Genomic DNA, 23,876 nt, shown 5'->3' with positions numbered 1-23,876 from the left:
TTCCTCGATCGCACTCCCCCGATCATCCCCCACGCCACCGACACTCGTACGATGCACGGATGAACCCTGCAGGTGACGGCTTGGATCTGCGCCCCTTCCACGGGGTGCGCTACGTCCCCGGGCGCATCGGCAGCCTCGCCGCCGTCACGTCGCCCCCGTACGACGTCGTCGTCCGCCCGGACGGCCTGCTGCACCTGGAGAGCGCGGATCCGCACAACATCGTCCGGCTGATCCTCCCGCAGGCCACGTCCCCGCAGTCGCGCAACGACCAGGCGGCCGACACGCTGCACCGCTGGCTCACCGAGGGCATCCTCGCCCACGACCCCGAACCGGCTCTCTACGTGTACGAACAGCGCAGCGGCGACCTGCTGCAGCGCGGCCTCATCGGCGCCCTGCGCCTCTCGGAGGCCTCCGCAGGCGTGGTGCTGCCCCACGAGGACGTCATGCCGCACGTGGTCGAGGACCGCGCCGGCCTGATGCGCACCACGGCGGCGAACTTCGAACCGCTCCTGCTCACCTACCGCGGCAACGGCGACGCGACGGGCGCCAACGCCGTCATCGAGGAGACGGTCCGCCGTGCTCCGCTCCTGTCGACGACCACGGAGGACGGCTACAGCCACCGTCTGTGGTCCCTCACGGATCCGGCGGAGGTGCGCAAGGTCCACGACGACCTGGCCCACCACCAGGCGCTGATCGCCGACGGCCATCACCGCTGGGCGACCTATCTGCGGCTGCGCGCCGAGCATCCGTCGCCCACCCCGTGGGACCACGGCCTGGTCCTCCTCGTCGACACGGCCCGCTACCCGTTGCGCGTCCGCGCCATCCACCGCCTCCTCAACCGTCTCCCGATCGACCAGGCGCTGGCGGCCGCCGCCCCCTTCTTCCGTGTACGGGAAGTCGCGGGTCCTGTGACGCGGGCACTGGAGTCCCTCGCGGACGCCGCGAACGACGGCAACGCCTTCCTCCTGACCGGCGCCGCCGACACGTACCACCTGGTCGACCGTCCGGACCCGGCCCTGCTGGACCGTACGATCCCGACGGGCCGCCCGGAGGCCTGGCGCACCCTGGACGCGACGGTCCTGCACTCCACGCTCCTCGGCCATGTCTGGGGCATCCCCGAGGACTCGCCCGCCGACATCGCGTACATCCATGACACGGAGGCGACGGTCGAGAAGGCACGGCGTGACGGCGGCACGGCGGTCCTCATGCACCCGGTCCGCGAGGAAGTGGTGCGTGAGCTGGCCCAGCAGGGTGTGACGATGCCCCGCAAGTCGACGTCGTTCGGCCCGAAGCCCGCCACGGGCCTGGTCCTGCGGACGCTGACGAACGACTGACGGGCGGGTCCCGAAGGAACCCGCCCGTCACCTCACGCGAGGTCCGGCCTACTTCTCGCCCGCCTCTTCGCCTTCTTCGTCGTCATCGGCTGCGTCGACGGCCGGCGCCGCGACCTCGTCGGCGGCGTCGTCATCGTCGTCGAAGGCATCGACGAACTCGACGCCGTCCAGCTCGGCCAGCCGGTCCGACGCGTCGGTGCTGCCGTCCTTGTCGGACTCCACGGCCTTGGCGAACCACTCGCGGGCCTCGTCCTCGCGCCCGGCGGCCAGCAGCGCGTCGGCGTACGCGTACCGCAGGCGCGCGGTCCACGGCTGTACGGAGCTGGAGGCCAGCTCGGGGCTCTGCAGCGTCACGATGGCGGCGTCCAGCTGCCCCATGTCGCGCCGGGCGCCGGCGGCGACGAGCCGCATCTCGACCTGTCCGGCCTTGTCGAGCTTCTGCACCTCGGGCGCCCCGGCCATGTCGAGGGCCTTCTCGGGCCGCTCGAGCCCGCGCTCGCAGTCGGCCATCACGGGCCACAGCTCGACGTTGCCGGTCATGCGCCGCGCGGCCCGGAACTCGGCCAGGGCCTCGCTGTACTTCTGGTTCGCGTACGCGGCGAATCCGGCGGCCTCCCGCACGGCGGCGACGCGGGACGCGAGCCGCAGCGCGACCTTCGAGTACCCGTAGGCACCCTCGGGGTCCTCATCGATCAGCCGGGCCACCATCACCAGGTTCTTGGCGACGTCCTCCGCAAGCCCCTTCGGCAGGGACTGGAGCTCCTGCTGCACGTCCTTGTCGAGCTCGAAGCCGGAGACGTCCTCGGGGATCGGCAGCCGCTTGATCGGCTCGCGATCCCGCTCGTCCCGGAACCGGCCGCCACCACGGCGGTCGTCCCGCCGGTCATCACGCCGATCGTCCCGCCCGCGGTATCCGCCACCCGGTCGCCCGCCCCGGTCGTCGCGCCCACGGAAGCCGCCGCCACGGTTGTCATCGCGCCGGTCGTCGCGGCCACGGAAACCGCCGCCACCACGGTTGTCGTCACGCCGGAAGCCGCCACCGCGGTTGTCATCACGGCGGTCGTCACGGCCACGGAAGCCACCGCCACGGTTGTCATCGCGCCGGTCGTCACGACGGAACGGGGGACGGTCACCATCACGACGCGGCCCACGATCCCGGTCACGGTCGCCGCCACCGTACGGACGGTCATCGCGCCGGTCGTCGCGGCCACGGAAACCGCCGCCACCACGGTTGTCGTCACGCCGGAAGCCGCCACCGCGGTTGTCATCACGGCGGTCGTCACGACGGAACGGGGGACGGTCACCATCACGACGCGGCCCACGATCCCGGTCACGGTCGCCGCCACCGTACGGACGGTCATCGCGCCGGTCGTCACGACGGAAGCCGCCACCGCGGTTGTCGTCCCGACGGTCATCGCGCCCGCGGAAACCGCCGCCACCACGGTTGTCGTCACGCCGGTCGTCACGGCCACGGAAGCCGCCACCGCGGTTGTCATCGCGCCGGTCGTCACGACGGAACGGGGGACGGTCACCATCGCGACGCGGCCCACGATCCCGATCGCGGTCGCCGCCACCGTACGGACGATCGTCCCGGCGGAAGCCACCGCCGCGGTTGTCGTCACGGCGGTCATCGCGCCCGCGGAAACCGCCGCCGCGGTTGTCGTCACGGCGGTCGTCCCGGCCACGGAAGCCGCCACCGCGGTTGTCGTCCCGACGGTCGTCCCGACGGAAGCCGCCGCCACGGTTGTCATCACGGCGGTCGTCACGACGGAACGGGGGACGGTCACCATCACGACGCGGCCCACGATCCCGATCGCGGTCACCCCGCGGAGCGCCACCGCTGCGGTAGCCGCCCCGGTCACCACTGTCCCGGCGGCGCTGCTCGCGCTCCGGTCGCTCGTCGGGAGAGTTGGGGGACATCGGTGACTCCTGTCTTCGGTACCGCAGTCATTCTCGCGCAGCCGGGGTGCCGGCGCGCTCCGAGAAGAGCTCTGAAAATACAAAAAGGACCTTTGGTCCCAGCATGTGTGCCGGGACCAAAGGTCCTCTCAATAATAGTTCGGCGGCGTCCTACTCTCCCACAGGGTCCCCCCTGCAGTACCATCGGCGCTGTAAGGCTTAGCTTCCGGGTTCGGAATGTAACCGGGCGTTTCCCTCACGCTATGACCACCGAAACCCTTTCAGACATCCCTCATGAAGGGACGTAAGAACAGGGCGGCGAACTAGCACACTCTTCAATTGATTAGTGAAACTGTTCAGCCAGCACAAACTGTTCGTTGTCTGGGAACAACACAGTGGACGCGAGCAACTGAGGACAAGCCCTCGGCCTATTAGTACCAGTCACCTCCACACCTTACGGTGCTTCCAGATCTGGCCTATCAACCCAGTCGTCTACTGGGAGCCTTAACCCCTCAAAGGGGGTGGGAGTCCTCATCTTGAAGCAGGCTTCCCGCTTAGATGCTTTCAGCGGTTATCCTTTCCGAACGTAGCCAACCAGCCATGCCCTTGGCAGGACAACTGGCACACCAGAGGTTCGTCCGTCCCGGTCCTCTCGTACTAGGGACAGCCCTTCTCAAGACTCCTACGCGCACAGCGGATAGGGACCGAACTGTCTCACGACGTTCTAAACCCAGCTCGCGTACCGCTTTAATGGGCGAACAGCCCAACCCTTGGGACCGACTCCAGCCCCAGGATGCGACGAGCCGACATCGAGGTGCCAAACCATCCCGTCGATATGGACTCTTGGGGAAGATCAGCCTGTTATCCCCGGGGTACCTTTTATCCGTTGAGCGACGGCGCTTCCACAAGCCACCGCCGGATCACTAGTCCCGACTTTCGTCCCTGCTCGACCCGTCGGTCTCACAGTCAAGCTCCCTTGTGCACTTACACTCAACACCTGATTACCAACCAGGCTGAGGGAACCTTTGGGCGCCTCCGTTACCCTTTGGGAGGCAACCGCCCCAGTTAAACTACCCATCAGACACTGTCCCTGATCCGGATCACGGACCCAGGTTAGACATCCAGCACGACCAGAGTGGTATTTCAACGACGACTCCCCCTGAACTGGCGTCCAGAGTTCACAGTCTCCCACCTATCCTACACAAGCCGAACCGAACACCAATATCAAACTGTAGTAAAGGTCCCGGGGTCTTTCCGTCCTGCTGCGCGAAACGAGCATCTTTACTCGTAGTGCAATTTCACCGGGCCTATGGTTGAGACAGTCGAGAAGTCGTTACGCCATTCGTGCAGGTCGGAACTTACCCGACAAGGAATTTCGCTACCTTAGGATGGTTATAGTTACCACCGCCGTTTACTGGCGCTTAAGTTCTCAGCTTCGCCAAGACGAATCTTGACTAACCGGTCCCCTTAACGTTCCAGCACCGGGCAGGCGTCAGTCCGTATACATCGCCTTACGGCTTCGCACGGACCTGTGTTTTTAGTAAACAGTCGCTTCTCGCTGGTCTCTGCGGCCACCCCCAGCTCAGAGTGCAAGACTCATCACCAGGAATGGCCCCCCTTCTCCCGAAGTTACGGGGGCATTTTGCCGAGTTCCTTAACCATAGTTCACCCGAACGCCTCGGTATTCTCTACCTGACCACCTGAGTCGGTTTAGGGTACGGGCCGCCATGAAACTCGCTAGAGGCTTTTCTCGACAGCATAGGATCATCCACTTCACCACAATCGGCTCGGCATCAGGTCTCAGACTCATGTGAACCGGATTTACCTGGATCACGTCCTACACCCTTACCCCGGGACAACCACCGCCCGGGCTGGACTACCTTCCTGCGTCACCCCATCACTCACCTACTACCAACTTGGGCCGGCGGCTCCACCACTTTCCATTCCCCGAAGGGTCCGGAACGGCTTCACGGCCTTAGCATCACTGGATTCGATGTTTGACGCTTCACAGCGGGTACCGGAATATCAACCGGTTATCCATCGACTACGCCTGTCGGCCTCGCCTTAGGTCCCGACTTACCCTGGGCAGATCAGCTTGACCCAGGAACCCTTAGTCAATCGGCGCACACGTTTCTCACGTGTGTATCGCTACTCATGCCTGCATTCTCACTCGTGAACCGTCCACCACTAGCTTCCGCTGCAGCTTCACCCGGCACACGACGCTCCCCTACCCATCACAGCAGGCGTTGGCCCTCTTGCTGCAATGACACGACTTCGGCGGTACGCTTGAGCCCCGCTACATTGTCGGCGCGGAATCACTAGACCAGTGAGCTATTACGCACTCTTTCAAGGGTGGCTGCTTCTAAGCCAACCTCCTGGTTGTCTCTGCGACTCCACATCCTTTCCCACTTAGCGTACGCTTAGGGGCCTTAGTCGATGCTCTGGGCTGTTTCCCTCTCGACCATGGAGCTTATCCCCCACAGTCTCACTGCCGCGCTCTCACTTACCGGCATTCGGAGTTTGGCTAAGGTCAGTAACCCGGTAGGGCCCATCGCCTATCCAGTGCTCTACCTCCGGCAAGAAACACACGACGCTGCACCTAAATGCATTTCGGGGAGAACCAGCTATCACGGAGTTTGATTGGCCTTTCACCCCTAACCACAGGTCATCCCCCAGGTTTTCAACCCTGGTGGGTTCGGTCCTCCACGAAGTCTTACCTCCGCTTCAACCTGCCCATGGCTAGATCACTCCGCTTCGGGTCTTGAGCGCGCTACTGAATCGCCCTATTCGGACTCGCTTTCGCTACGGCTTCCCCACACGGGTTAACCTCGCAACACACCGCAAACTCGCAGGCTCATTCTTCAAAAGGCACGCAGTCACGAGATGAAGCACAAGTGCTCCATCCGACGCTCCCACGGCTTGTAGGCACACGGTTTCAGGTACTATTTCACTCCGCTCCCGCGGTACTTTTCACCATTCCCTCACGGTACTATCCGCTATCGGTCACCAGGGAATATTTAGGCTTAACGGGTGGTCCCGCCAGATTCACACGGGATTTCTCGGGCCCCGTGCTACTTGGGTGTCTCTTAAACGAGCCGCTGACGTTTCGACTACGGGGGTCTTACCCTCTACGCCGGACCTTTCGCATGTCCTTCGCCTACATCAACGGTTTCTGACTCGTCCCACGGCCGGCAGACCGTGGAAAAGAGATCCCACAACCCCCACGACGCAACCCCTGCCGGGTCTCACACGCCGTAGGTTTGGCCTCATCCAGTTTCGCTCGCCACTACTCCCGGAATCACGGTTGTTTTCTCTTCCTGCGGGTACTGAGATGTTTCACTTCCCCGCGTTCCCTCCACACTGCCTATGTGTTCAGCAGCGGGTGACAGCCCATGACGACTGCCGGGTTTCCCCATTCGGAAACCCCCGGATCAAAGCCTGGTTGACGACTCCCCGGGGACTATCGTGGCCTCCCACGTCCTTCATCGGTTCCTGGTGCCAAGGCATCCACCGTGCGCCCTTAAAAACTTGGCCACAGATGCTCGCGTCCACTGTGCAGTTCTCAAACAACGACCAACCACCCATCACCCCGAACCAGTAGTCCGAGTGCACTGGGGCCGGCATTGAGGTCGGGAACAAGTCCGTACCCTCAGATACCCAACAGCGTGCCCGACACCCTCGCCCCTCGTGGTCTGCGTTCCACGCTCCGAAGAGCAGTACTTGCAGCCCGAGTTGACTGACGGTGCCGAATAATCAACGTTCCACCCATGAGCAACCACCGTCGAACGTTTGCCGACGTAATGGCCCTGGACCACCGAGCAAGCCCGGCGGCCTAGATGCTCCTTAGAAAGGAGGTGATCCAGCCGCACCTTCCGGTACGGCTACCTTGTTACGACTTCGTCCCAATCGCCAGTCCCACCTTCGACAGCTCCCTCCCACAAGGGGTTGGGCCACCGGCTTCGGGTGTTACCGACTTTCGTGACGTGACGGGCGGTGTGTACAAGGCCCGGGAACGTATTCACCGCAGCAATGCTGATCTGCGATTACTAGCAACTCCAACTTCATGGGGTCGAGTTGCAGACCCCAATCCGAACTGAGACAGGCTTTTTGAGATTCGCTCCACCTCGCGGTATCGCAGCTCATTGTACCTGCCATTGTAGCACGTGTGCAGCCCAAGACATAAGGGGCATGATGACTTGACGTCGTCCCCACCTTCCTCCGAGTTGACCCCGGCGGTCTCCTGTGAGTCCCCATCACCCCGAAGGGCATGCTGGCAACACAGAACAAGGGTTGCGCTCGTTGCGGGACTTAACCCAACATCTCACGACACGAGCTGACGACAGCCATGCACCACCTGTACACCGACCACAAGGGGGGCACTATCTCTAATGCTTTCCGGTGTATGTCAAGCCTTGGTAAGGTTCTTCGCGTTGCGTCGAATTAAGCCACATGCTCCGCTGCTTGTGCGGGCCCCCGTCAATTCCTTTGAGTTTTAGCCTTGCGGCCGTACTCCCCAGGCGGGGCACTTAATGCGTTAGCTGCGGCACGGACAACGTGGAATGTTGCCCACACCTAGTGCCCACCGTTTACGGCGTGGACTACCAGGGTATCTAATCCTGTTCGCTCCCCACGCTTTCGCTCCTCAGCGTCAGTATCGGCCCAGAGATCCGCCTTCGCCACCGGTGTTCCTCCTGATATCTGCGCATTTCACCGCTACACCAGGAATTCCGATCTCCCCTACCGAACTCTAGCCTGCCCGTATCGACTGCAGACCCGGGGTTAAGCCCCGGGCTTTCACAACCGACGCGACAAGCCGCCTACGAGCTCTTTACGCCCAATAATTCCGGACAACGCTTGCGCCCTACGTATTACCGCGGCTGCTGGCACGTAGTTAGCCGGCGCTTCTTCTGCAGGTACCGTCACTTTCGCTTCTTCCCTGCTGAAAGAGGTTTACAACCCGAAGGCCGTCATCCCTCACGCGGCGTCGCTGCATCAGGCTTTCGCCCATTGTGCAATATTCCCCACTGCTGCCTCCCGTAGGAGTCTGGGCCGTGTCTCAGTCCCAGTGTGGCCGGTCGCCCTCTCAGGCCGGCTACCCGTCGTCGCCTTGGTGAGCCACTACCTCACCAACAAGCTGATAGGCCGCGGGCTCATCCTGCACCGCCGGAGCTTTCAACCCCCTCAGATGCCTGAAGGAGTGTCATCCGGTATTAGACCCCGTTTCCAGGGCTTGTCCCAGAGTGCAGGGCAGATTGCCCACGTGTTACTCACCCGTTCGCCACTAATCCACCCCGAAGGGCTTCATCGTTCGACTTGCATGTGTTAAGCACGCCGCCAGCGTTCGTCCTGAGCCAGGATCAAACTCTCCGTGAATGTTTCCCCGTACTCGGGGTGACACCACGAGAGCGGAACAAGGAGAGGAATAATCTCCCTGTTCACAGCGTCCTCGCTGTGCGCCTACCAGCCACCAGGACCGGCAGGACTTTTTCAAAGGAACCTCAACTCACCGAAGTGAGTCGGGGTATCAACATATCTGGCGTTGATTTTTGGCACGCTGTTGAGTTCTCAAGGAACGGACGCTTCCTTTGTACTCACCCTCTCGGGCTTTCCTCCGGGCGCTTCCCTTCGATATTTCGTGTTTCCAACCTTACCAGATCCGTTTTCCCGTTCCGTTTCCGGTTCGGAATTCATTTCCGGTGGCCGTTGGAGGGCCTTTGCCTTTCGGCGTGTCCACTACGTTAGCCGATTCCCTTGGCAACTCATAATCGAGTTCCGCGAGTTCGAATTTCGACATGCGGGCACGTCGAAAAGATCCCGCTCAGGGAGGTTGTAGATAGTGGTTTGGCCGCTTCCGGTTGTTGGCTGAAGGCCGGACCCGGTTCAACGGCTCGGGCTACATTACGGATCCCGCAGCACCGCGTCAAGTTCGGCGCCGGCGCGGGGTGTGGGCCCGATAGGGGCTCACCGTCGGGTCGTTGGCGATCCAGAAGCGCCACGGGTGGACCGCGCCGTCGCCGGAGACTCCGGTTCGTGGGCCGTTGAGCACCTCGTCGGCGGAGGCCGGGGTGCCGTACAGGATCGTCAGTGGGGAGTCCGCGGGGGCGCAGGCGTCCGTGCCGTCGAGGGCCCGGTCCACTCCCAGGGCTGTGGCCAGGCGCGCAGGGCCCTTGGCCAGTTCCCTGTCGGTGCGGGCCGAGAGTCGACGCTTGCGGGCGAGTTCGGCGCCTTCGATGATCTCGCCGGCCCGCAGGAGGACTCCGCTTGCCGTGCCCGAGGGACCGCACACCAGGTTCATGCAGTGCCACATGCCGTACGTGAAGTAGACGTACACGTGTCCTGGCGGACCGAACATCACGCCGTTGCGAGCCGTGCGTCCTCTATAGGCGTGGGAGCCGGGGTCGTTCGCCCCGTCGTACGCCTCGACCTCCGTGAGGCGGAGCTCGATCGGGCCGTCGGCGGTCCGGCGCACCACGGTGCGCCCCAGAAGGCCGGGGGCGACCTCCAGAACGGGTCGGTCGAAGAACTCCCGCGTGAGGGGCGTACGGTCAGGGGCCGCGATCATGCCGTCCGAGGGTAGTGGAGCGGGCGGCGGGGCAGGCGCGGAACCGGGCGCGGCTGTCCCGCGTTTGTAGTCAGCAGGACCAGCGGGTCCGGTCATCGCGAGATCACGGTTCACCGACGGAGGAGATCGAGTCATGGGCTTCAAGCGACTGTTGGCAAGTCTTGGTGCGGGCGGGGCGTCCGTCGAGACGGTGCTCACCGAGGCCAATGTCGTGCCCGGTGGTGTCGTCCAGGGTGAGGTGCGGATCCAGGGCGGGTCCGTCGACCAGGAGATCGAGGGCCTGTCCGTCGGGCTCCAGGCGCGGGTCGAGGTCGAGGGCGCCGACCAGGAGACCAAGCAGGACATCGAGTTCACCAAGGTGCGGCTCGGTGGTGCCTTCGAGCTGAAGGCGAACGCGGTGCACGCGGTGCCGTTCGGGCTCGAGATCCCGTGGGAGACGCCGGTCACGACGATCGACGGTCAGCAGCTGCGGGGCATGAACATCGGCGTCACGACCGAGTTGGAAATCGCCCGGGCCGTCGACTCCGGGGACCTGGACCCCATCAACGTGCACCCGCTGCCGTCGCAGCAGGCGATCCTCGACGCGTTCATCGGGCTCGGGTTCCGCTTCAAGAGTGCGGACATGGAGCGCGGGCACATCCGGGGTACGCGGCAGAAGCTGCCGTTCTACCAGGAGATCGAGTTCTTCCCGCCGCAGCAGTACCGGGGGCTCAACCAGGTCGAGTTGAGCTTCGTGGCCGACGACCGGGAGATGGACGTCGTCCTGGAGATGGACAAGAAGCCGGGGCTCTTCAGCGAGGGCAGCGACACGTTCCGCTCGTTCGTCGTCGGGCACCACGACTTCCAGGGGACCGACTGGTCGGCGTATCTGCACCAGTGGCTGTCGGAGGTCGGCAGCCGCAAGAACTGGTTCTAGGGTTTCAGGGTCAGGCTCTGTAGCCCCGTGATCCAGGAGGTGCCGTCGTGACCGAGCAGCCCAAGAGGGCGCCGCTACCGCATGACTTTCATCCGCAGGTGCCGTCGTTCACCGTCGTGAGCGAGGACTTCGAGCCGGGTGGGGTGCTCGACGACGCTCAGGTCCTCGCGGCCGGGAACACTTCGCCGCATCTGCGGTGGGAGGGTTTCCCGGCGGGGACCAAGAGCTTCGCCGTGTCGTGCTTCGACCCGGACGCGCCGACGGGCAGTGGGTTCTGGCACTGGTCCGTGTTCGACATCCCGGTCTCGGTGACCGAGCTGGCGACGGGTGCGGGCAGCGGCACGTTCGAGGGGCTCCCCGAGGGTGCCGTGCAGGTGCGCAACGACTACGGGTCCAAGGAGTTCGGTGGCGCCGCGCCGCCGCCCGGGGACCCCGCGCACCGTTATGTCTTCACCGTGTACGCGGTCGATCAGGAGAAGCTCGGCCCCGATTCCGACGCGTCGCCGGCCGTCGTCGGGTTCAACCTGCGGTTCCACACGCTCGCGCGGGCGCAGGTCCTCGCCGAGTACGCGGCTCCCGCGGAGAGTTAGCGTTCACAGAAAGTTTGCCCGCCTCTGGTCTTGGAAGTGATCAGGGGCGGGCATTTTTATTGCGTTGTCCATCTCGGCGTGCACGGCCAGAGTTGACGCACGGACGCCGAGGGGTGATCCGCTGCGTACGGGAGGTGGGCAGGGTGCGGGACACATTGGTGCTGAACGCGAGCTTCGAGCCGCTCTCGACGGTGACGCTGAACCGAGCCGTCGTGCTGGTGCTTACGGACAAGGCCGTCGTCGAGCAGGCCCACCCCGATCTGCGCATGCGCGGTGTCGCGGTCGACATACCGGTGCCACGGGTGATCAGGCTCTGCAGGTACGTCCGGGTGCCGTTCCGAAGACGTGCGCCGTGGTCGAGGCGGGGTGTGCTCGTGAGGGACCAGCACCGGTGCGCGTACTGCGGGCGGCGGGCGACGACCGTGGACCACGTGGTGCCGCGGTCGCAGGGTGGCGCGGACTCCTGGCTGAACACGGTGGCGTCCTGCGCCGAGGACAATCACCGCAAGGCGAACCGGACACCGGAGCAGGCGGCGATGCCGCTGCTCAGGCAGCCGTTCGAGCCGACGCCCGCCGACGCGATGCTGCTGTCGCTGGGGGCGGACGGTCGTGAGGCGCTGCCGGTGTGGCTGGGCCAGCAGAAGGCGGCGGCGTAGGCCGACCGACACGGATGTGACAGAGCGGGCCCGCCGACCTCGAGGTCGGCGGGCCCGCTCCGCTGTCTGCCGGGCTCACTCGATGGGAGGCTGCTCCCTGCGCTCCTTCGGCGTCGCCGACGGGGTCGGGGCACCCGCCATCGGGCCGAAGTTCCCGATGGCACCGGAGAGGCCCTTGAGCGCGTCGCCGATCTCGCTGGGGACGATCCAGAGCTTGTTGGCGTCGCCCTCGGCGATCTTCGGGAGCATCTGGAGGTACTGGTACGAGAGCAGCTTCTGGTCCGGGTCGCCTGCGTGGATGGACTCGAAGACCGTACGGATCGCCTGGGCCTCGCCCTCCGCGCGGAGGGCTGCCGCCTTGGCCTCACCCTCGGCCCGTAGGATCGCGGACTGCTTCTCGCCCTCGGCCGTGAGGATCTGGGACTGGCGGATGCCTTCGGCGGTGAGGATCGCGGCGCGCTTGTCACGGTCGGCGCGCATCTGCTTCTCCATCGAGTCCTGGATGGAGGTGGGCGGCTCGATCGCCTTGAGCTCGACCCGGTTGACGCGGATGCCCCACTTGCCGGTGGCCTCGTCGAGGACTCCGCGCAGGGCCGCGTTGATCTCCTCGCGGGAGGTCAGGGTCCGCTCGAGGTCCATGCCACCGATGATGTTGCGCAGGGTGGTCACCGTGAGCTGCTCGATGGCCTGGATGTAGCTGGCCACTTCGTAGGTGGCCGCCCTGGCGTCGGTGACCTGGTAGTAGATGACGGTGTCGATGTTGACGACCAGGTTGTCCTGGGTGATCACCGGCTGCGGCGGGAACGGCACGACCTGCTCGCGCAGGTCGATGCGGTTGCGGATCGAGTCGATGAAGGGGACGACGATGTTCAGGCCCGCGTTCAGCGTGCGCGTGTAGCGGCCGAAGCGCTCCACGATGGCGGCGCTGGCCTGTGGGATGACCTGGATGGTCTTGATCAGGGCGATGAAGACCAACACCACCAGAATGATCAGGACGATGATGATCGCTGACATCGCGTCTCCTGTGCCCTTCGTGCCGTTGTCCTTCCGGCGCCGTCCCGCCGGAAGATCATGGGATCTTGCTCGTCGAGTCTGTCAGAACAGCCCATGTGGTGTGGGGGGTTCGGATCACCTGCGGGCTCATATGACGATCGCGGTGGCTCCCTCGATGTCGACGACGTCGACCTGGCGGCCCGGTTCGTACTCCGCGTCGCCGTCGAGCGTGCGGGCGGACCAGATCTCGCCGCCGAGCTTGATCCGGCCGCCGCTGCCGTCGACGCGCTCGACCACGACGGCCTGTTTGCCCTTCAGGGCGTCGATGCCCGTGGCCAGTGCCGGTTTCTGCGCGCGTTGCCGTGCGGCGATGGGGCGTACGACGGCGATCAGCGCGCACGAGACGACGGCGAAGACCAGGACCTGAAGGATCACTCCGCCACCGAGTCCGGCCGTCACGGCGCCGGCGACGGCGCCCACGGACAGCATGCCCAACTCGGGCATGGCGGTGATGACAAGAGGAATTCCGAGCGCGGCCGCCCCGATCAGCCACCACACCCATGCGTCGATGTCTGCCACACGGTCATGGTAGATCCGCGGGCGGTCGTGCGGACAGGGGACGATCGGCCCGCACGACCGGACGAACGCGTCAGCTCAGCGGGAGGCCCGTGGCCGTCCAGCGGTCGTTCTTCTGCTCGACGACCAGCGGGAGGCCGAAGCAGCGGGAGAGGTTGCGGGAGGTGAGCTCCAGCTCCAGGGGGCCCGCGGCGAGGACCTTGCCCTGGCGGATCATCAGGACGTGCGTGAAGCCCGGGGCGATCTCCTCGACGTGGTGCGTCACCATGATCATCGAGGGGGCGATCGGGTCGCGGGCGAGACGGCCGAGGCGGCGGACGAGGTCCTCGCGGCCGCCGAGGTCGAGGCCCGCGGCGGGCTCGTCCAGGAGCAGCAGCTCGGGGTCGGTCATCAGGGCGCGGGCGATCAGGGTGCGCTTGCGCTCGCCCTCGGAGAGCGTGCCGAACTTACGGTCCAGGTACTCGCTCATGCCGAGGCGGTCGAGGAAGGCCCGGGCGCGCTGCTCGTCGATGTCCTCGTACTCCTCCTGCCAGCCGGCCGTCATGCCGTACGCGGCGGTGAGCACGGTCTGCAGGACGGTCTGGCGCTTGGGCAGCTTCTCGGCGAGGCCGTTGCCGGCGACGCCGATGCGCGGGCGCAGCTCGAAGACGTCCGTGCCCGGCCTGCCGAGGGTCTCGCCGAGGATCGTGGCGGTGCCGCTGCTCGGGAAGAGATAGCTCGAGGCGATGTTCAGGAGGGTGGTCTTGCCCGCGCCGTTGGGTCCGAGGATGACCCAGCGCTCCCCCTCCTTCACCGACCAGGAGACCTGGTCCACCAGAGCCCGGCCCTCGCGGACCACGGATACGTCCTCCAGCTCCAGCACATCGCTCATGAGCGCGTTGTCTCCCATTGCAGTCTCGGCCGTCTCGCGTGCGTCCGTAGAGGTTCGGCTTGTTTGTCGCTGAACGCAGCCCCCAGGGAAAACCTACGCCACTGGTCCGGTGGTCCATTCCATCGGTCGGGGTTTTGGCACCGTCGGGTGCTTCTAAGGTGGGGCCCATGCTCTCGGAACCACGCTCTGGACGGCTCGCGGCCTGGGGAAATGCCCTTCTTGCCGGTTTTGTTGCACCTGATGACGCGGTGCTGGCGATTGTCGGGGACGACGCGCTGCACCGGGTCGAGGGGATCCCCGGGGAGACGGGCCCGGTCGGGCTGACGCTGGCGCTCGGGCGGCTGCGGGCGCTCGGGGTGGGCGGGCTGCGGGTCGCGCTGCCCGCGCCGGGGCATCCGCTGGGGTTGAGCGGGCCGCCAGAGTTCAACGCGCGGGCCGTGGAGGCCGAGGAGGCGGTCGTGTGTTCCGGGGCGGCGCTCGGGCTGGTTCCCGAGGTGTACGAGGCCGGGCCCGACGGTGACGTCCACGTCGAGGTGCTGTGGCACTGCCTGCCGGTGCGGGAGGCGCCGCCCGCGGACGTGCCGTCGCTGGGTGAGGCGGAGCGGGAGCTGGCGGAGGCGCTGCGGGAGGCGACGGAGGTGCTGACGCGGCTGGACGTGGCCGGGTCGGGGCCGGTGGCCGAGGCCGCCGTCGACGCGTACCGGGCCCGCGCCGAGCGGGGGCGGGAGGCGCTGGCGCCCGGGTATCCGCCGCGGGCCGTGCGCGTGCTGGAGCTGGCGCAGCGGGTGGGGCTGCTGGTGGACGTGGCGTACGAGAGCGGGCACGGCGGGGCCGTGAGCGCGTCGGAGATGGGAGCCCGGGCGGTGGCGCTCAGACCGGTGGAGCGGACGGCCCGGCGGGCCCAGGTCGCCGCCTACAACGCGTTCGTGGAGGAACGGGAGCGGGGGTGACCCCGGTCCGCTCCGGCATATGAGGAGCGGCTCCCGGGAGGTGCATGACGAGGCCCCCACGGACGGTGTCCGTGGGGGCCTCGCACTGCCTGTGCGGCGGGAACGTCAGAGGTTCGACGCGGTGTTGCCGAAGGCCGGGTTCAGCACGCCGATCACGTTGGCGGAGTTGCCCGAGAGGTTGACCGGGATGTGGATCGGCAGCTGCGCCTGGTTGCCGGAGGCGACACCCGGGGACTGCGCGGCCGCGCCCTCGGCCTCGGAGTCGGCGAAGGCGGCACCGGAGGAGGCGCCCGCGGCGATACCGGCGACGGCGACGGCCAGGGCGGCCTTCTTTGCGATGTTCATGTGAAGTGTTCCTCCAGATAGGGCGTTTCCGACCCCAGCCGCGGGGTCGCACGCTGAGAACGCTTGGGCCAGGTGGACGACACGGGGTGACCCGGCGATACGCCCGTTTGGATCAATGGGCCGAAGGGGCCGCGCAAACGGACCGGCCCCTCGGGGAGTACCCGAGGGGCCGGTGGTCCTGGGGACCCTGAGCTTGTGTCAGCCGTTGAAGCCGGCGTTGCCGAAGGCCGGGTTCAGCACGCCGATGACGTTCACGCTGTTGCCCACCGCGTTCACGGGGATGTGGATCGGGGCCTGGACCAGGTTGCCCGAGCCGACGCCGGGCGAGTGCACGGCCTTGCCGTCCGCGTGCGCACCGTCAGTGGCAGAGGCGAGACCGGAACCGGCGGCGATGAGCCCGCCGGCGACGAGGGTGACAGCCGCGGCCTTCTTCAGGTTCTTCACTTCGTGATCCTCCTAGCGATTGCCACGGCCAGCCGCCGCAGCACGCACTGGAGAACGCGGCCCCGTCCGGCGGGATACGCCGGACGGGGGACGAATACACGACAGTATGAATCTACGAACGGAGTGGAACCTTCCGTGTTGTCGTGCAGTAGTGCGCCGGAGCACTCGGGTCAGCCCGCGGCGCCGTGCCGTACGGCCCACAGGGCGGCCTGGGTGCGGTCCGCCAGGTCGAGCTTCATCAGGATGTTCGACACATGGGTCTTCACCGTCTTCTCGGAGAGGACGAGAGCACGGGCGATCTCCCGGTTCGACCGGCCGTCCGCGATCAGACCGAGGACCTCGCGCTCCCGCTCGGTGAGCGAACCGCCCCTGCCCTGGCCGCTGTTGGCCTCTTCCTGGGAGAGCAGGGCGCCGGCCACCTCGGGCTGGAGCAGGATGTGGCCCGCGTGGACGGAGCGGATGGCGCCGGCCAGCGCGTCGGGGTCCACGTCCTTGTAGACGTATCCGGCGGCTCCGGCGCGCAGGGCCGGGACCACCGTGCGCTGCTCGGTGAAGCTGGTCACGATCAACACCCGTGCGGGGTTGTCCAGTTCACGGAGTCTGCGCAGCGCGTCGACGCCGTCCATGCCCGGCATCTTGACGTCCATGAGGACGACATCGGGCTGCAGTTCCTCGGCGCGGGCGACTCCTTCGGCGCCGTCCGCCGCCTCGCCGACGACTTCGATGTCGTCCTGGACCTCCAGGAACGTGCGCAGACCCCGGCGGACCACTTGGTGGTCGTCGACCAGAAGCACCTTGATTGCGTCAGCCACCGGGGACCTCCATGTCGATCGTGGTGCCCTTGCCGGGCTCCGATTCCACTGTGAGCCGGCCGCCGACGCCGCCGGCCCGGTCGCGCATGGAGACCAGGCCCAGATGGCGCCCGGCGCGGCGGATCGCCTTCGGGTCGAAGCCGGTGCCGTCGTCGGTGACGCGGAGCGCGGCGCCCGCGCCCCGCTTGTCGACCGTCACCTGGACGTGCTCCGCGCCGGAGTGGCGCAGCGCGTTGTGCAGTGCTTCCTGGGCGACGCGCAGCATCGCCTCCTCCTGTGCGGCGGGCAGGGCTCTGAGGCCGCCAGTGGCGAAGGTGACGTGGGCGGAGTGGGCGCGGTCCAGGACCTGGATCTGGGTGCGGAGCGTGGCGACGAGGCCGTCCTCGTCGAGGGCGGCGGGGCGCAGCTCCACGACGGCGGCGCGCAGTTCGTCCGCGGCCTCCGCGGCGAGCTCCACGACGTGCTGCAGCTCGCCCTTGGCGCGGGCGGGGTCGCGGTCCATGAGCTTGGCGGCGGCCTGGGCGGTCAGACGCAGCGAGAACAGCTTCTGGCTGACGGCGTCGTGCAGTTCGTGGGCGAGCCGGGAGCGCTCCTCGGCGATGGTGAGCTCGCGGCTGCGCTCGTACAGCCGCGCGTTCGTCAGGGCGATCGCCGCGTGCTGGGCGAGGATCCCGAGCAGTTCCTCGTCGTCCTCCGTGAAGCCGCAGCCTCCGGCCGGCCCGGGGCACCGCTTGTTGGCGAGGAAGAGCGCGCCGATGACCTCGTCGCCGTCCTTGATGGGCAGGCCCAGGAAGTCGGACATGTCCGGGTGGGCCGACGGCCAGCCCTCGAAGCGGGGATCCTTGCGGACGTCGGTGAGGCGCTCCGTCCGGGCCTCGCGCAGCATCGCGGCGAGGATGCCGTGCTGGCGCGGGAGCGGGCCGATGGCCTTCCACTGCTCCTCGGTGACGCCGTCGACGACGAACTGGGCGAAGCCGCCGTGGTCGTCGGGCACCCCGAGCGCCGCGTACTCGGCGTCGAGCAGCTCGCGGGCCGAGGCGACGATCGTCTTGAGGACGTCGCGCACCTCGAGATGCCTGCTCATGGCCAGCAGCGCGGCGCTCACCGCGGCCAGGCCTGTCCGTGGACCGTGACTCATGGCCTCACGGTACCGGCGGGGTGTGACAGGGCGTATCCGACCTGTGGCGGCTGCCGCCTAGGGCCGTGGGCCTAGGCCGGAAGGCCCTGGGGCCGTGGGCGTACGCCGAAGGGCCCGAGGGGGTTGCGGCCCGCGCACGAGGTGCTCGGGGCCCTCGCGTTCCTACGTTGAGGGCAGTACGCGGGAACGGCTGATCAAGGGGACGGTTGCCATGGCAGTAGCGATCATCACGGGGGCGTCGCGGGGGTTCGGGCGGGCGCTGGCCACGGCGCTGGCCGAGCGGGGGTGGGACCTCGTACTGGATGCGCGGGCCGCGGAGCCGCTGGAGGACGTCGCGGCCGCGCTGCGCAAGCACGGCGGGGCGGTGACGGCGCTTCCGGGGGATGTGGCCGAGGGCGGGCACCGGGTCGAGCTGATCTCGGCCGCCTGGGAGCTCGGCGGGCTCGATCTGCTGGTGAACAACGCGGGGGTGCTGGGCGCCGCTCCCCTGGTTCCGCTGGAGCAGCAGGCGCTGAACGACTTCCGGGCGGCGCTGGAGATCAATGTGGTGGCGCCGCTGGGCCTGCTCCAAGAGGCGCTTCCGCTGCTGCGCGCGGCGCCGGCCGGGGCGGTGATCAACATGAGTTCGGACGCTGCGTCGGAGGCGTACCGCACCTGGGGCGGCTACGGGGCGACGAAGGCGGCGCTCGACCAGCTGTCGGCGGTGCTCGCGGTCGAGGAGCCGGGGCTGCGGGTGTGGGCGGTGGATCCGGGCGGGATGCGGACGGACATGCTGGCGGCGGCCGAGCCGGACGAGGACCTGAGCGGGGTGCCGCGCCCCGAGGACGTGGTCCCCGCCTTCCTGCGCCTGCTGGAGCGGCGGCCCGCGTCCGGGCGTTACGCGGCTCCTTCTCTGCTGGAGGCGCGATGACGCTCGCACTGCGGGTCCCGCAGGAGCTGTCGGCCCGGGTGCCGGCCGAGCAGCGGGGCCCGGGCCGGGACAGATCGTCCGTGCGTCTGCTGGTGTCGCACGGCACGGAGGTCGCGCACCGTCGGTTCGCCGAGCTGCCGGATGTGCTGCGGGCCGGGGACCTGCTCGTGGTGAACACCTCTCCCACGCTGGCTGCCGCGGTCGACGGGACGACCGGGGACGCGCGCGTGGTCGTGCATGTCTCGACGCGGGGCGACGACGGGCGCTGGGCCGTCGAGATGCGGGATCCGGACGGCCGGGGTACCACGCGCCCGCGCCCGGGCGGGCCCGCGGGTTCAGTGGTGTCGCTGCCCGGCTGCGTGCTCCTCGTGCACGAGGAGCCGGTCGAGGCCGGGAGCGAGCGGCTGTGGTGGGTGCGGGCGACCGGGGACGTGCCGGCGCTGCTGCGGCGGCACGGGCGGCCGATCCGTTACGCGTACACGGAGCGGGACCAGCCGCTGTCCGCCTACCAGACCGTGTTCGCGCTGCCGTACGCGGACGGGGCGGGCAGCGCCGAGATGCCGAGTGCGGCGCGGCCGTTCACGGAGGCGATGGTGGCGGGGCTGGTGAGCCGGGGTGTGCAGTTCGCGCCGATCACGCTGCACACCGGGGTGGCGTCCGCCGAGGCGCACGAGCCGCCGTACGCGGAGTGGTACGAGGTGCCGGAGCCGTCGGCCCGGCTCATCAATGCGGCGCGGGCGGGCGGGGGCCGGGTCGTCGCCGTCGGGACGACGGCCGTGCGGGCCGTCGAGTCGGCGGCCGGCGACGACGGGGTGGTGCGGGCGGCGCGCGGCCGGACCGAACTCGTCGTGACGCCGGAGCGCGGAGTGCGGGTGGTGGACGGCCTGCTGACCGGGCTGCACGAGCCGGCGGCCTCCCATCTTCTGATGCTGGAGGCGATCGCGGGGCGGGCCGCCGTGAGCCGCACGTACGAGGAGGCGCTGCGGGGGCTCTACCTGTGGCACGAGTTCGGGGACGTGCACCTCATCCTTCCGAAGGAGGGGCCTCACGCTGCGCGTTGCAGTGGCAACTACAGGTGAGATCAGCAGTGACCCGATGTGACGCCGCGCATAGGGCGCAGGTCACGTACGAAGGTCCCTAGTGGAGAGATAAGGGACTTAAGTCCCGAGGCTGTGCGGGGGCTGGGAGTCGAGAGCCGACTTCTGGCCCCCTTTTCCGTGCGCCCGATCCACTACCCGACTTCGTACGTCACACCTTTGCCACGGAATTTTGCTGCCGCTAAGAATGGCCCCCGTTGCTCGGCGCCGACGGGTTCTACCCGCGGCGTTCGTGTCCCAAACACGGCCCGTCCGAATCGGTCGGCGAGCGACTTCCCGCTTCGAGAGGTCCCCGTCTCCATGTCCAAGCACAGCATCCCCGGCCATAGTCAGCTGACCCGCACCCACAAGTTCTCGATGGCCGGTGTCGCCGCCCTCGGTGCCGCCGCCCTCGCGGTGACGCTGGTGCCGGGTCACGACACGCAGGCGCAGGCCGAGCAGGTCTCCGCCGCTCCGGTCGCGTTCACCACGAACGCGGGTGCGCAGCAGATCAAGGACGTGCAGGCGAGCGTCACCGACCAGCAGGCCAGCGCGTCGGAGAAGGCCAAGGCCGTCGCCGCGAAGCTGAAGGCCCAGCAGGCGGCCGAGGCGAAGAAGAAGGCGGACGCGGAGGCCAAGGCCAAGGCCGAGGCGCAGGCCCAGGCGGACGCCAAGGCGAAGAAGGAGCGCGAGGCCAAGGAGGCCGCCTCCCGCGCCGCCGCCCGCAAGCCGGTCTACGCGAACAACCTGGACGGCTGGATCAAGCAGTCCCTGGACATCATGAAGTCCAAGGGCATCCCGGGCACCTACAACGGGCTCTACAGCAACATCATGCGTGAGTCCACGGGCAACCCGAACGCCATGAACGGCTGGGACGTCAACGCCCAGAACGGCACGCCGTCGATCGGCCTGCTGCAGGTCATCCAGCCGACGTTCAACGCGTACCACGTCGAGGGCACGTCGACGAACATCTACGACCCGGTCGCCAACATCACGGCCGCCGCGAACTACGCGGCCGACAAGTACGGCTCGATCGACAACGTGAACAGCGCGTACTGAGACTCATTGACGGGACCTCTGAGTCCGGAGCACGCTGACCCCCACGACGGAGAAGGGCGGCACCCCCGCGGGTGCCGCCCTTCTCCGTCGTTCGTGTCCCTCGTCCGTGACAGGACTACTTGCGCATGACCTCGGGCTCGTGGCGGCGCAGCAGGCGGGCGACCGCGAAGCCGCAGATCACGCCGAGCGCGACCAGGACCGTGAGGTTGATGCCCCACTGGCTGACCGAGTGCTCCCAGAGCGGGTCGAGGTCGTTCGGCTTCTTCGGGTCCCACGGCGGCATCAGGTGCGCCAGGTCCAGCGTGGCGCCGGCCGCGCCGATCGCCCAGCGGGACGGCATCAGCCAGGCGAACTGCTCCAGGCCGATCGAGCCGTAGATCTGGAAGAGGACGCCGGTGAAGACGACCTGGACGATCGCGAACATGACCAGCAGCGGCATCGTCTTCTCGGAGGTCTTCACCAGCGAGGAGATCACGAGGCCGAACATCATCGATGTGAAGCCCAGCGCGATGATCGAGACGCACAGCTCGATCGCCGGCGGCATCAGAAGACCTTCCTCGGGAAGGTCGCGCGGCGCGAAGGCGATGGCGCAGATGATGACGCCCTGGACGGCCGTGATCACGCCGAGGACGATGACCTTGGACATCAGGTACGCGGAGCGGGACAGGCCGGTCGCCCGTTCCCGTTCGTAGATGACGCGTTCCTTGATCAGCTCACGGACCGAGTTGGCCGCGGCCGAGAAGCACATGCCGACGGCGACGATCAGCATGATCGTGCCCGCGTCGCCGTTGAACTTGGACGGCGGTTTGGGCGGTGCCAGGCCGAAGTCGGCGGGGATGACCACGGAGACGACGCCCAGGACCGCGGGCAGGATCACCATCAGCCCCATGAAGCCCTTGTCGGACGCGATCACCGACACATAGCGGCGGATCAGCGTGATGAGCTGGGCGCCCCAGGGCTGCGGCTTGGGCGGTTTGATCGCGGCGGGCGGCGGCATCTGCACCGACTGCGCGGCCACGGCGTCGATGTCGGCCGCGTACATCTGGTAGTGCTGCGAGCCCTTCCAGCGGCCCGCCCAGTCGTAGTCGCGGTAGTTCTCGAACGCCGAGAAGACGTCGGCCCAGGTCTCGTAGCCGAAGAAGTTGAGGGCTTCCTCCGGCGGGCCGAAGTACGCGACGGAGCCGCCCGGCGCCATCACGAGCAGCTTGTCGCAGATCGCCAGCTCGGCCACGGAGTGGGTGACGACGAGGACCGTGCGGCCGTCGTCGGCGAGGCCGCGCAGCAGCTGCATGACGTCGCGGTCCATGCCCGGGTCGAGGCCGGAGGTGGGCTCGTCCAGGAAGATGAGCGACGGCTTGGTCAGCAGCTCCAGGGCCACGGAGACGCGCTTGCGCTGGCCACCGGAGAGGGAGGTGACCTTCTTCTCCTTGTGGATGTCCAGCTTGAGCTCGCGCAGCACCTCGTCGATGCGCTGCTGGCGCTCCTGCTCGCTGGTGTCCGCGGGGAAGCGGAGCTTGGCCGCGTACTTCAGGGCCTTCTTGACGGTCAGCTCCTTGTGCAGGATGTCGTCCTGCGGGACCAGACCGATGCGCTGGCGCAGCTCGGCGAACTGCTTGTACAGGTTCCGGTTGTCGTAGAGGACGTCACCCTGGTCGGCGGGGCGGTAGCCCGTGAGCGCCTTGAGGAGCGTCGACTTGCCGGAGCCCGAGGGGCCGATGACGGCGATCAGCGACTTCTCCGGGACGCCGAAGGAGACGTCCTTGAGGATCTGCTTGCCGCCGTCGACGGTGACCGTCAGGTGGCGCGCGGAGAAGGAGACCTCACCGGTGTCGACGAACTCTTCGAGCCGGTCGCCGACGAGGCGGAACGTGGAGTGGCCGACGCCGACGATGTCGTTCGGGCCGAGCAGGGCGCTGCCGCCCTTGGGGATCGGCTGGCCGTTGACGTACGTGCCGTTGTGCGAGCCGAGGTCACGGATCTCGAAGCGGCCGTCGGGCGTCGCGTGGAACTCGGCGTGCAGGCGCGAGACCTGGAGGTCGGAGACGACCAGCTCGTTCTCCAGCGCACGGCCGATGCGCATGACGCGGCCGAGCGAGAACTGGTGGAACGTCGTCGGGCTGCGGTCCCCGTAGACCGGCGGAGCCCCCGCGACGCCGCCGGGTCCCTGCTGGTTCGGCACCTTCTGGGGCTGAGGCTGCTGGTGCTGCTGCCACGCCTGTTGCTGCTGAGGCATCTGCGACTGCTGCGGCGCCTGCTGCTGCCAGCTCGGCGCACCGCTCTGCGGCTGCTGCTGCGGCGGTGGCTGCTGCGCCAGGCCGGCGGCCTGCTGCTGCGCCTGCTGCGGCGTCGCCACGGCGGCGGCCTGGGCGCTGCCCTGCACGTTCACGCGCGGGCCGTCGGTCGAGTTGCCCAGGTGCACGGACGAGCCGGGGCCGATCTCCATCTGATGGATCCGCTGGCCCTGGACGAACGTGCCGTTGGTCGAGCCGTGGTCCTCGATGACCCAACTGCGGCCGCCCCAGCTGATCGTGGCGTGACGCCAGGACACCCTGGCGTCGTCGAGCACGACGTCTCCCCCCGGATCGCGTCCGAGGGTGTACGACCGGGACGGATCGAGCGTCCAGGTCCTGCCATTCAATTCCAGTACGAGTTCAGGCACTCCATGCCCCACTGAGTTGTCCCCCGAGTATTGCCCCCGTCATGGGGAGTCTAGGGATGTCGAACATCGTGAGGAACTATTTCAGG

Annotated in this window: 19 protein-coding genes and 3 rRNA genes; 8 read left to right on the top strand and 14 right to left on the bottom strand. The window is 67.4% G+C overall.

From position 1 onward, the window contains the following. Nucleotides 1-59 precede the first annotated feature (59 nt). The gene (locus tag ACQUQD_RS31690) at nucleotides 60-1,334 is read left to right on the top strand and encodes a DUF1015 family protein (protein ID WP_428955584.1); all 1,275 of its coding nucleotides are present in this window, start codon (nucleotides 60-62) and stop codon (nucleotides 1,332-1,334) included. Nucleotides 1,335-1,382: 48 nt separating this feature from the next. Here ACQUQD_RS31690 and ACQUQD_RS31685 read toward each other — a convergent pair whose 3' ends face one another. The 6 genes from ACQUQD_RS31685 to ACQUQD_RS31660 form a co-directional block, all read right to left on the bottom strand. Continuing rightward, complete coding sequence (locus ACQUQD_RS31685) at nucleotides 1,383-2,150, bottom strand: tetratricopeptide repeat protein (protein ID WP_428957709.1); 768 nt, start codon at nucleotides 2,148-2,150, stop codon at nucleotides 1,383-1,385. Next, entirely contained in the window at nucleotides 2,042-2,845 is an 804-nt protein-coding gene (locus ACQUQD_RS31680; protein WP_428957792.1) for a hypothetical protein, read from the bottom strand. The genes ACQUQD_RS31685 and ACQUQD_RS31680 overlap by 109 nt, the downstream gene beginning before the upstream one ends. 546 nt (nucleotides 2,846-3,391) lie before the next feature. Further along, nucleotides 3,392-3,508: ribosomal RNA gene (gene rrf / locus ACQUQD_RS31675) — 5S ribosomal RNA — on the bottom strand. A 136-nt stretch (nucleotides 3,509-3,644) separates the two neighbouring features. Continuing rightward, a 23S ribosomal RNA gene (locus tag ACQUQD_RS31670) occupies nucleotides 3,645-6,767 on the bottom strand. A 313-nt stretch (nucleotides 6,768-7,080) separates the two neighbouring features. Further along, nucleotides 7,081-8,606: ribosomal RNA gene (locus ACQUQD_RS31665) — 16S ribosomal RNA — on the bottom strand. Together the 16S, 23S and 5S rRNA genes form the textbook arrangement of a ribosomal RNA operon. Nucleotides 8,607-9,153: 547 nt before the next feature. Next, complete coding sequence (locus tag ACQUQD_RS31660) at nucleotides 9,154-9,795, bottom strand: DNA-3-methyladenine glycosylase (protein ID WP_428955583.1); 642 nt, start codon at nucleotides 9,793-9,795, stop codon at nucleotides 9,154-9,156. 133 nt (nucleotides 9,796-9,928) lie between these two features. Here ACQUQD_RS31660 and ACQUQD_RS31655 point away from each other — a divergent pair, with 133 nt between their 5' ends. The 3 genes from ACQUQD_RS31655 (at nucleotide 9,929) to ACQUQD_RS31645 (ending at nucleotide 11,957) form a co-directional block, all read left to right on the top strand. Then, nucleotides 9,929-10,711: a sporulation protein gene (locus tag ACQUQD_RS31655; RefSeq protein WP_428955582.1), complete on the top strand. Its 783-nt coding sequence runs from the start codon at nucleotides 9,929-9,931 to the stop codon at nucleotides 10,709-10,711. A 47-nt stretch (nucleotides 10,712-10,758) separates the two neighbouring features. Further along, nucleotides 10,759-11,301, top strand: a complete 543-nt coding sequence (locus ACQUQD_RS31650) for a YbhB/YbcL family Raf kinase inhibitor-like protein (RefSeq protein ID WP_428955581.1) — start codon at nucleotides 10,759-10,761, stop codon at nucleotides 11,299-11,301. A gap of 143 nt (nucleotides 11,302-11,444) precedes the next feature. Then, a complete protein-coding gene (locus ACQUQD_RS31645) occupies nucleotides 11,445-11,957 on the top strand; it encodes an HNH endonuclease (RefSeq protein ID WP_428955580.1) in 513 nt (170 codons plus the stop codon). Nucleotides 11,958-12,032: 75 nt separating this feature from the next. Here the strand turns inward: ACQUQD_RS31645 and ACQUQD_RS31640 are convergent, their stop codons facing one another. From ACQUQD_RS31640 to ACQUQD_RS31630, 3 genes are all read right to left on the bottom strand, one after another. Beyond that, nucleotides 12,033-12,971 (bottom strand): SPFH domain-containing protein, encoded by a 939-nt coding sequence (locus ACQUQD_RS31640; RefSeq protein WP_428955579.1) that lies wholly within the window; start codon nucleotides 12,969-12,971, stop codon nucleotides 12,033-12,035. A gap of 126 nt (nucleotides 12,972-13,097) precedes the next feature. After that, nucleotides 13,098-13,529 (bottom strand): NfeD family protein, encoded by a 432-nt coding sequence (locus ACQUQD_RS31635; RefSeq protein ID WP_428955578.1) that lies wholly within the window; start codon nucleotides 13,527-13,529, stop codon nucleotides 13,098-13,100. A gap of 70 nt (nucleotides 13,530-13,599) precedes the next feature. Further along, complete coding sequence (locus tag ACQUQD_RS31630; protein ID WP_428955577.1) at nucleotides 13,600-14,397, bottom strand: ABC transporter ATP-binding protein; 798 nt, start codon at nucleotides 14,395-14,397, stop codon at nucleotides 13,600-13,602. 167 nt (nucleotides 14,398-14,564) lie between these two features. Here ACQUQD_RS31630 and ACQUQD_RS31625 point away from each other — a divergent pair, with 167 nt between their 5' ends. After that, a complete protein-coding gene (locus tag ACQUQD_RS31625; RefSeq protein ID WP_428955576.1) occupies nucleotides 14,565-15,347 on the top strand; it encodes a hypothetical protein in 783 nt (260 codons plus the stop codon). A gap of 105 nt (nucleotides 15,348-15,452) precedes the next feature. On the opposite strand, the gene ACQUQD_RS31620 is transcribed toward ACQUQD_RS31625, so the two are convergent. The 4 genes from ACQUQD_RS31620 to ACQUQD_RS31605 form a co-directional block, all read right to left on the bottom strand. Next, nucleotides 15,453-15,692 (bottom strand): chaplin, encoded by a 240-nt coding sequence (locus ACQUQD_RS31620; RefSeq protein ID WP_428955575.1) that lies wholly within the window; start codon nucleotides 15,690-15,692, stop codon nucleotides 15,453-15,455. A gap of 198 nt (nucleotides 15,693-15,890) precedes the next feature. Further along, the gene (chpE, locus tag ACQUQD_RS31615; protein WP_428955574.1) at nucleotides 15,891-16,136 is read right to left on the bottom strand and encodes a chaplin ChpE; all 246 of its coding nucleotides are present in this window, start codon (nucleotides 16,134-16,136) and stop codon (nucleotides 15,891-15,893) included. A 170-nt stretch (nucleotides 16,137-16,306) separates the two neighbouring features. Further along, on the bottom strand, nucleotides 16,307-16,948 hold the full coding sequence (locus ACQUQD_RS31610) for a response regulator (RefSeq protein ID WP_428955573.1): 642 nt from the start codon (nucleotides 16,946-16,948) through the stop codon (nucleotides 16,307-16,309). Then, the gene (locus ACQUQD_RS31605) at nucleotides 16,941-18,086 is read right to left on the bottom strand and encodes a GAF domain-containing sensor histidine kinase (protein ID WP_428955572.1); all 1,146 of its coding nucleotides are present in this window, start codon (nucleotides 18,084-18,086) and stop codon (nucleotides 16,941-16,943) included. The genes ACQUQD_RS31610 and ACQUQD_RS31605 overlap by 8 nt, the downstream gene beginning before the upstream one ends. A gap of 211 nt (nucleotides 18,087-18,297) precedes the next feature. On the opposite strand from ACQUQD_RS31605, the gene ACQUQD_RS31600 reads away from it, so the two are divergent. The 3 genes from ACQUQD_RS31600 to ACQUQD_RS31590 all read left to right on the top strand — a co-directional run bounded on the left by ACQUQD_RS31600 (nucleotide 18,298) and on the right by ACQUQD_RS31590 (nucleotide 21,131). After that, nucleotides 18,298-18,996: an SDR family NAD(P)-dependent oxidoreductase gene (locus ACQUQD_RS31600; RefSeq protein ID WP_428955571.1), complete on the top strand. Its 699-nt coding sequence runs from the start codon at nucleotides 18,298-18,300 to the stop codon at nucleotides 18,994-18,996. Next, nucleotides 18,993-20,075, top strand: coding sequence for an S-adenosylmethionine:tRNA ribosyltransferase-isomerase (locus tag ACQUQD_RS31595; RefSeq protein ID WP_428955570.1), 1,083 nt, complete (start codon nucleotides 18,993-18,995; stop codon nucleotides 20,073-20,075). The genes ACQUQD_RS31600 and ACQUQD_RS31595 overlap by 4 nt, the downstream gene beginning before the upstream one ends. Before the next feature lie 318 nt (nucleotides 20,076-20,393). Then, nucleotides 20,394-21,131 (top strand): transglycosylase SLT domain-containing protein, encoded by a 738-nt coding sequence (locus ACQUQD_RS31590; protein WP_428955569.1) that lies wholly within the window; start codon nucleotides 20,394-20,396, stop codon nucleotides 21,129-21,131. Between the two features lie 115 nt (nucleotides 21,132-21,246). Here ACQUQD_RS31590 and ACQUQD_RS31585 read toward each other — a convergent pair whose 3' ends face one another. Further along, nucleotides 21,247-23,790, bottom strand: coding sequence for an FHA domain-containing protein (locus ACQUQD_RS31585; RefSeq protein WP_428955568.1), 2,544 nt, complete (start codon nucleotides 23,788-23,790; stop codon nucleotides 21,247-21,249). Nucleotides 23,791-23,876: the final 86 nt, after the last annotated feature.

Source organism: Streptomyces sp. cg35 (assembly GCF_050410835.1).
Lineage (GTDB): Bacteria > Actinomycetota > Actinomycetes > Streptomycetales > Streptomycetaceae > Streptomyces.
This window is presented reverse-complemented; position numbering and strand designations above follow the sequence as displayed.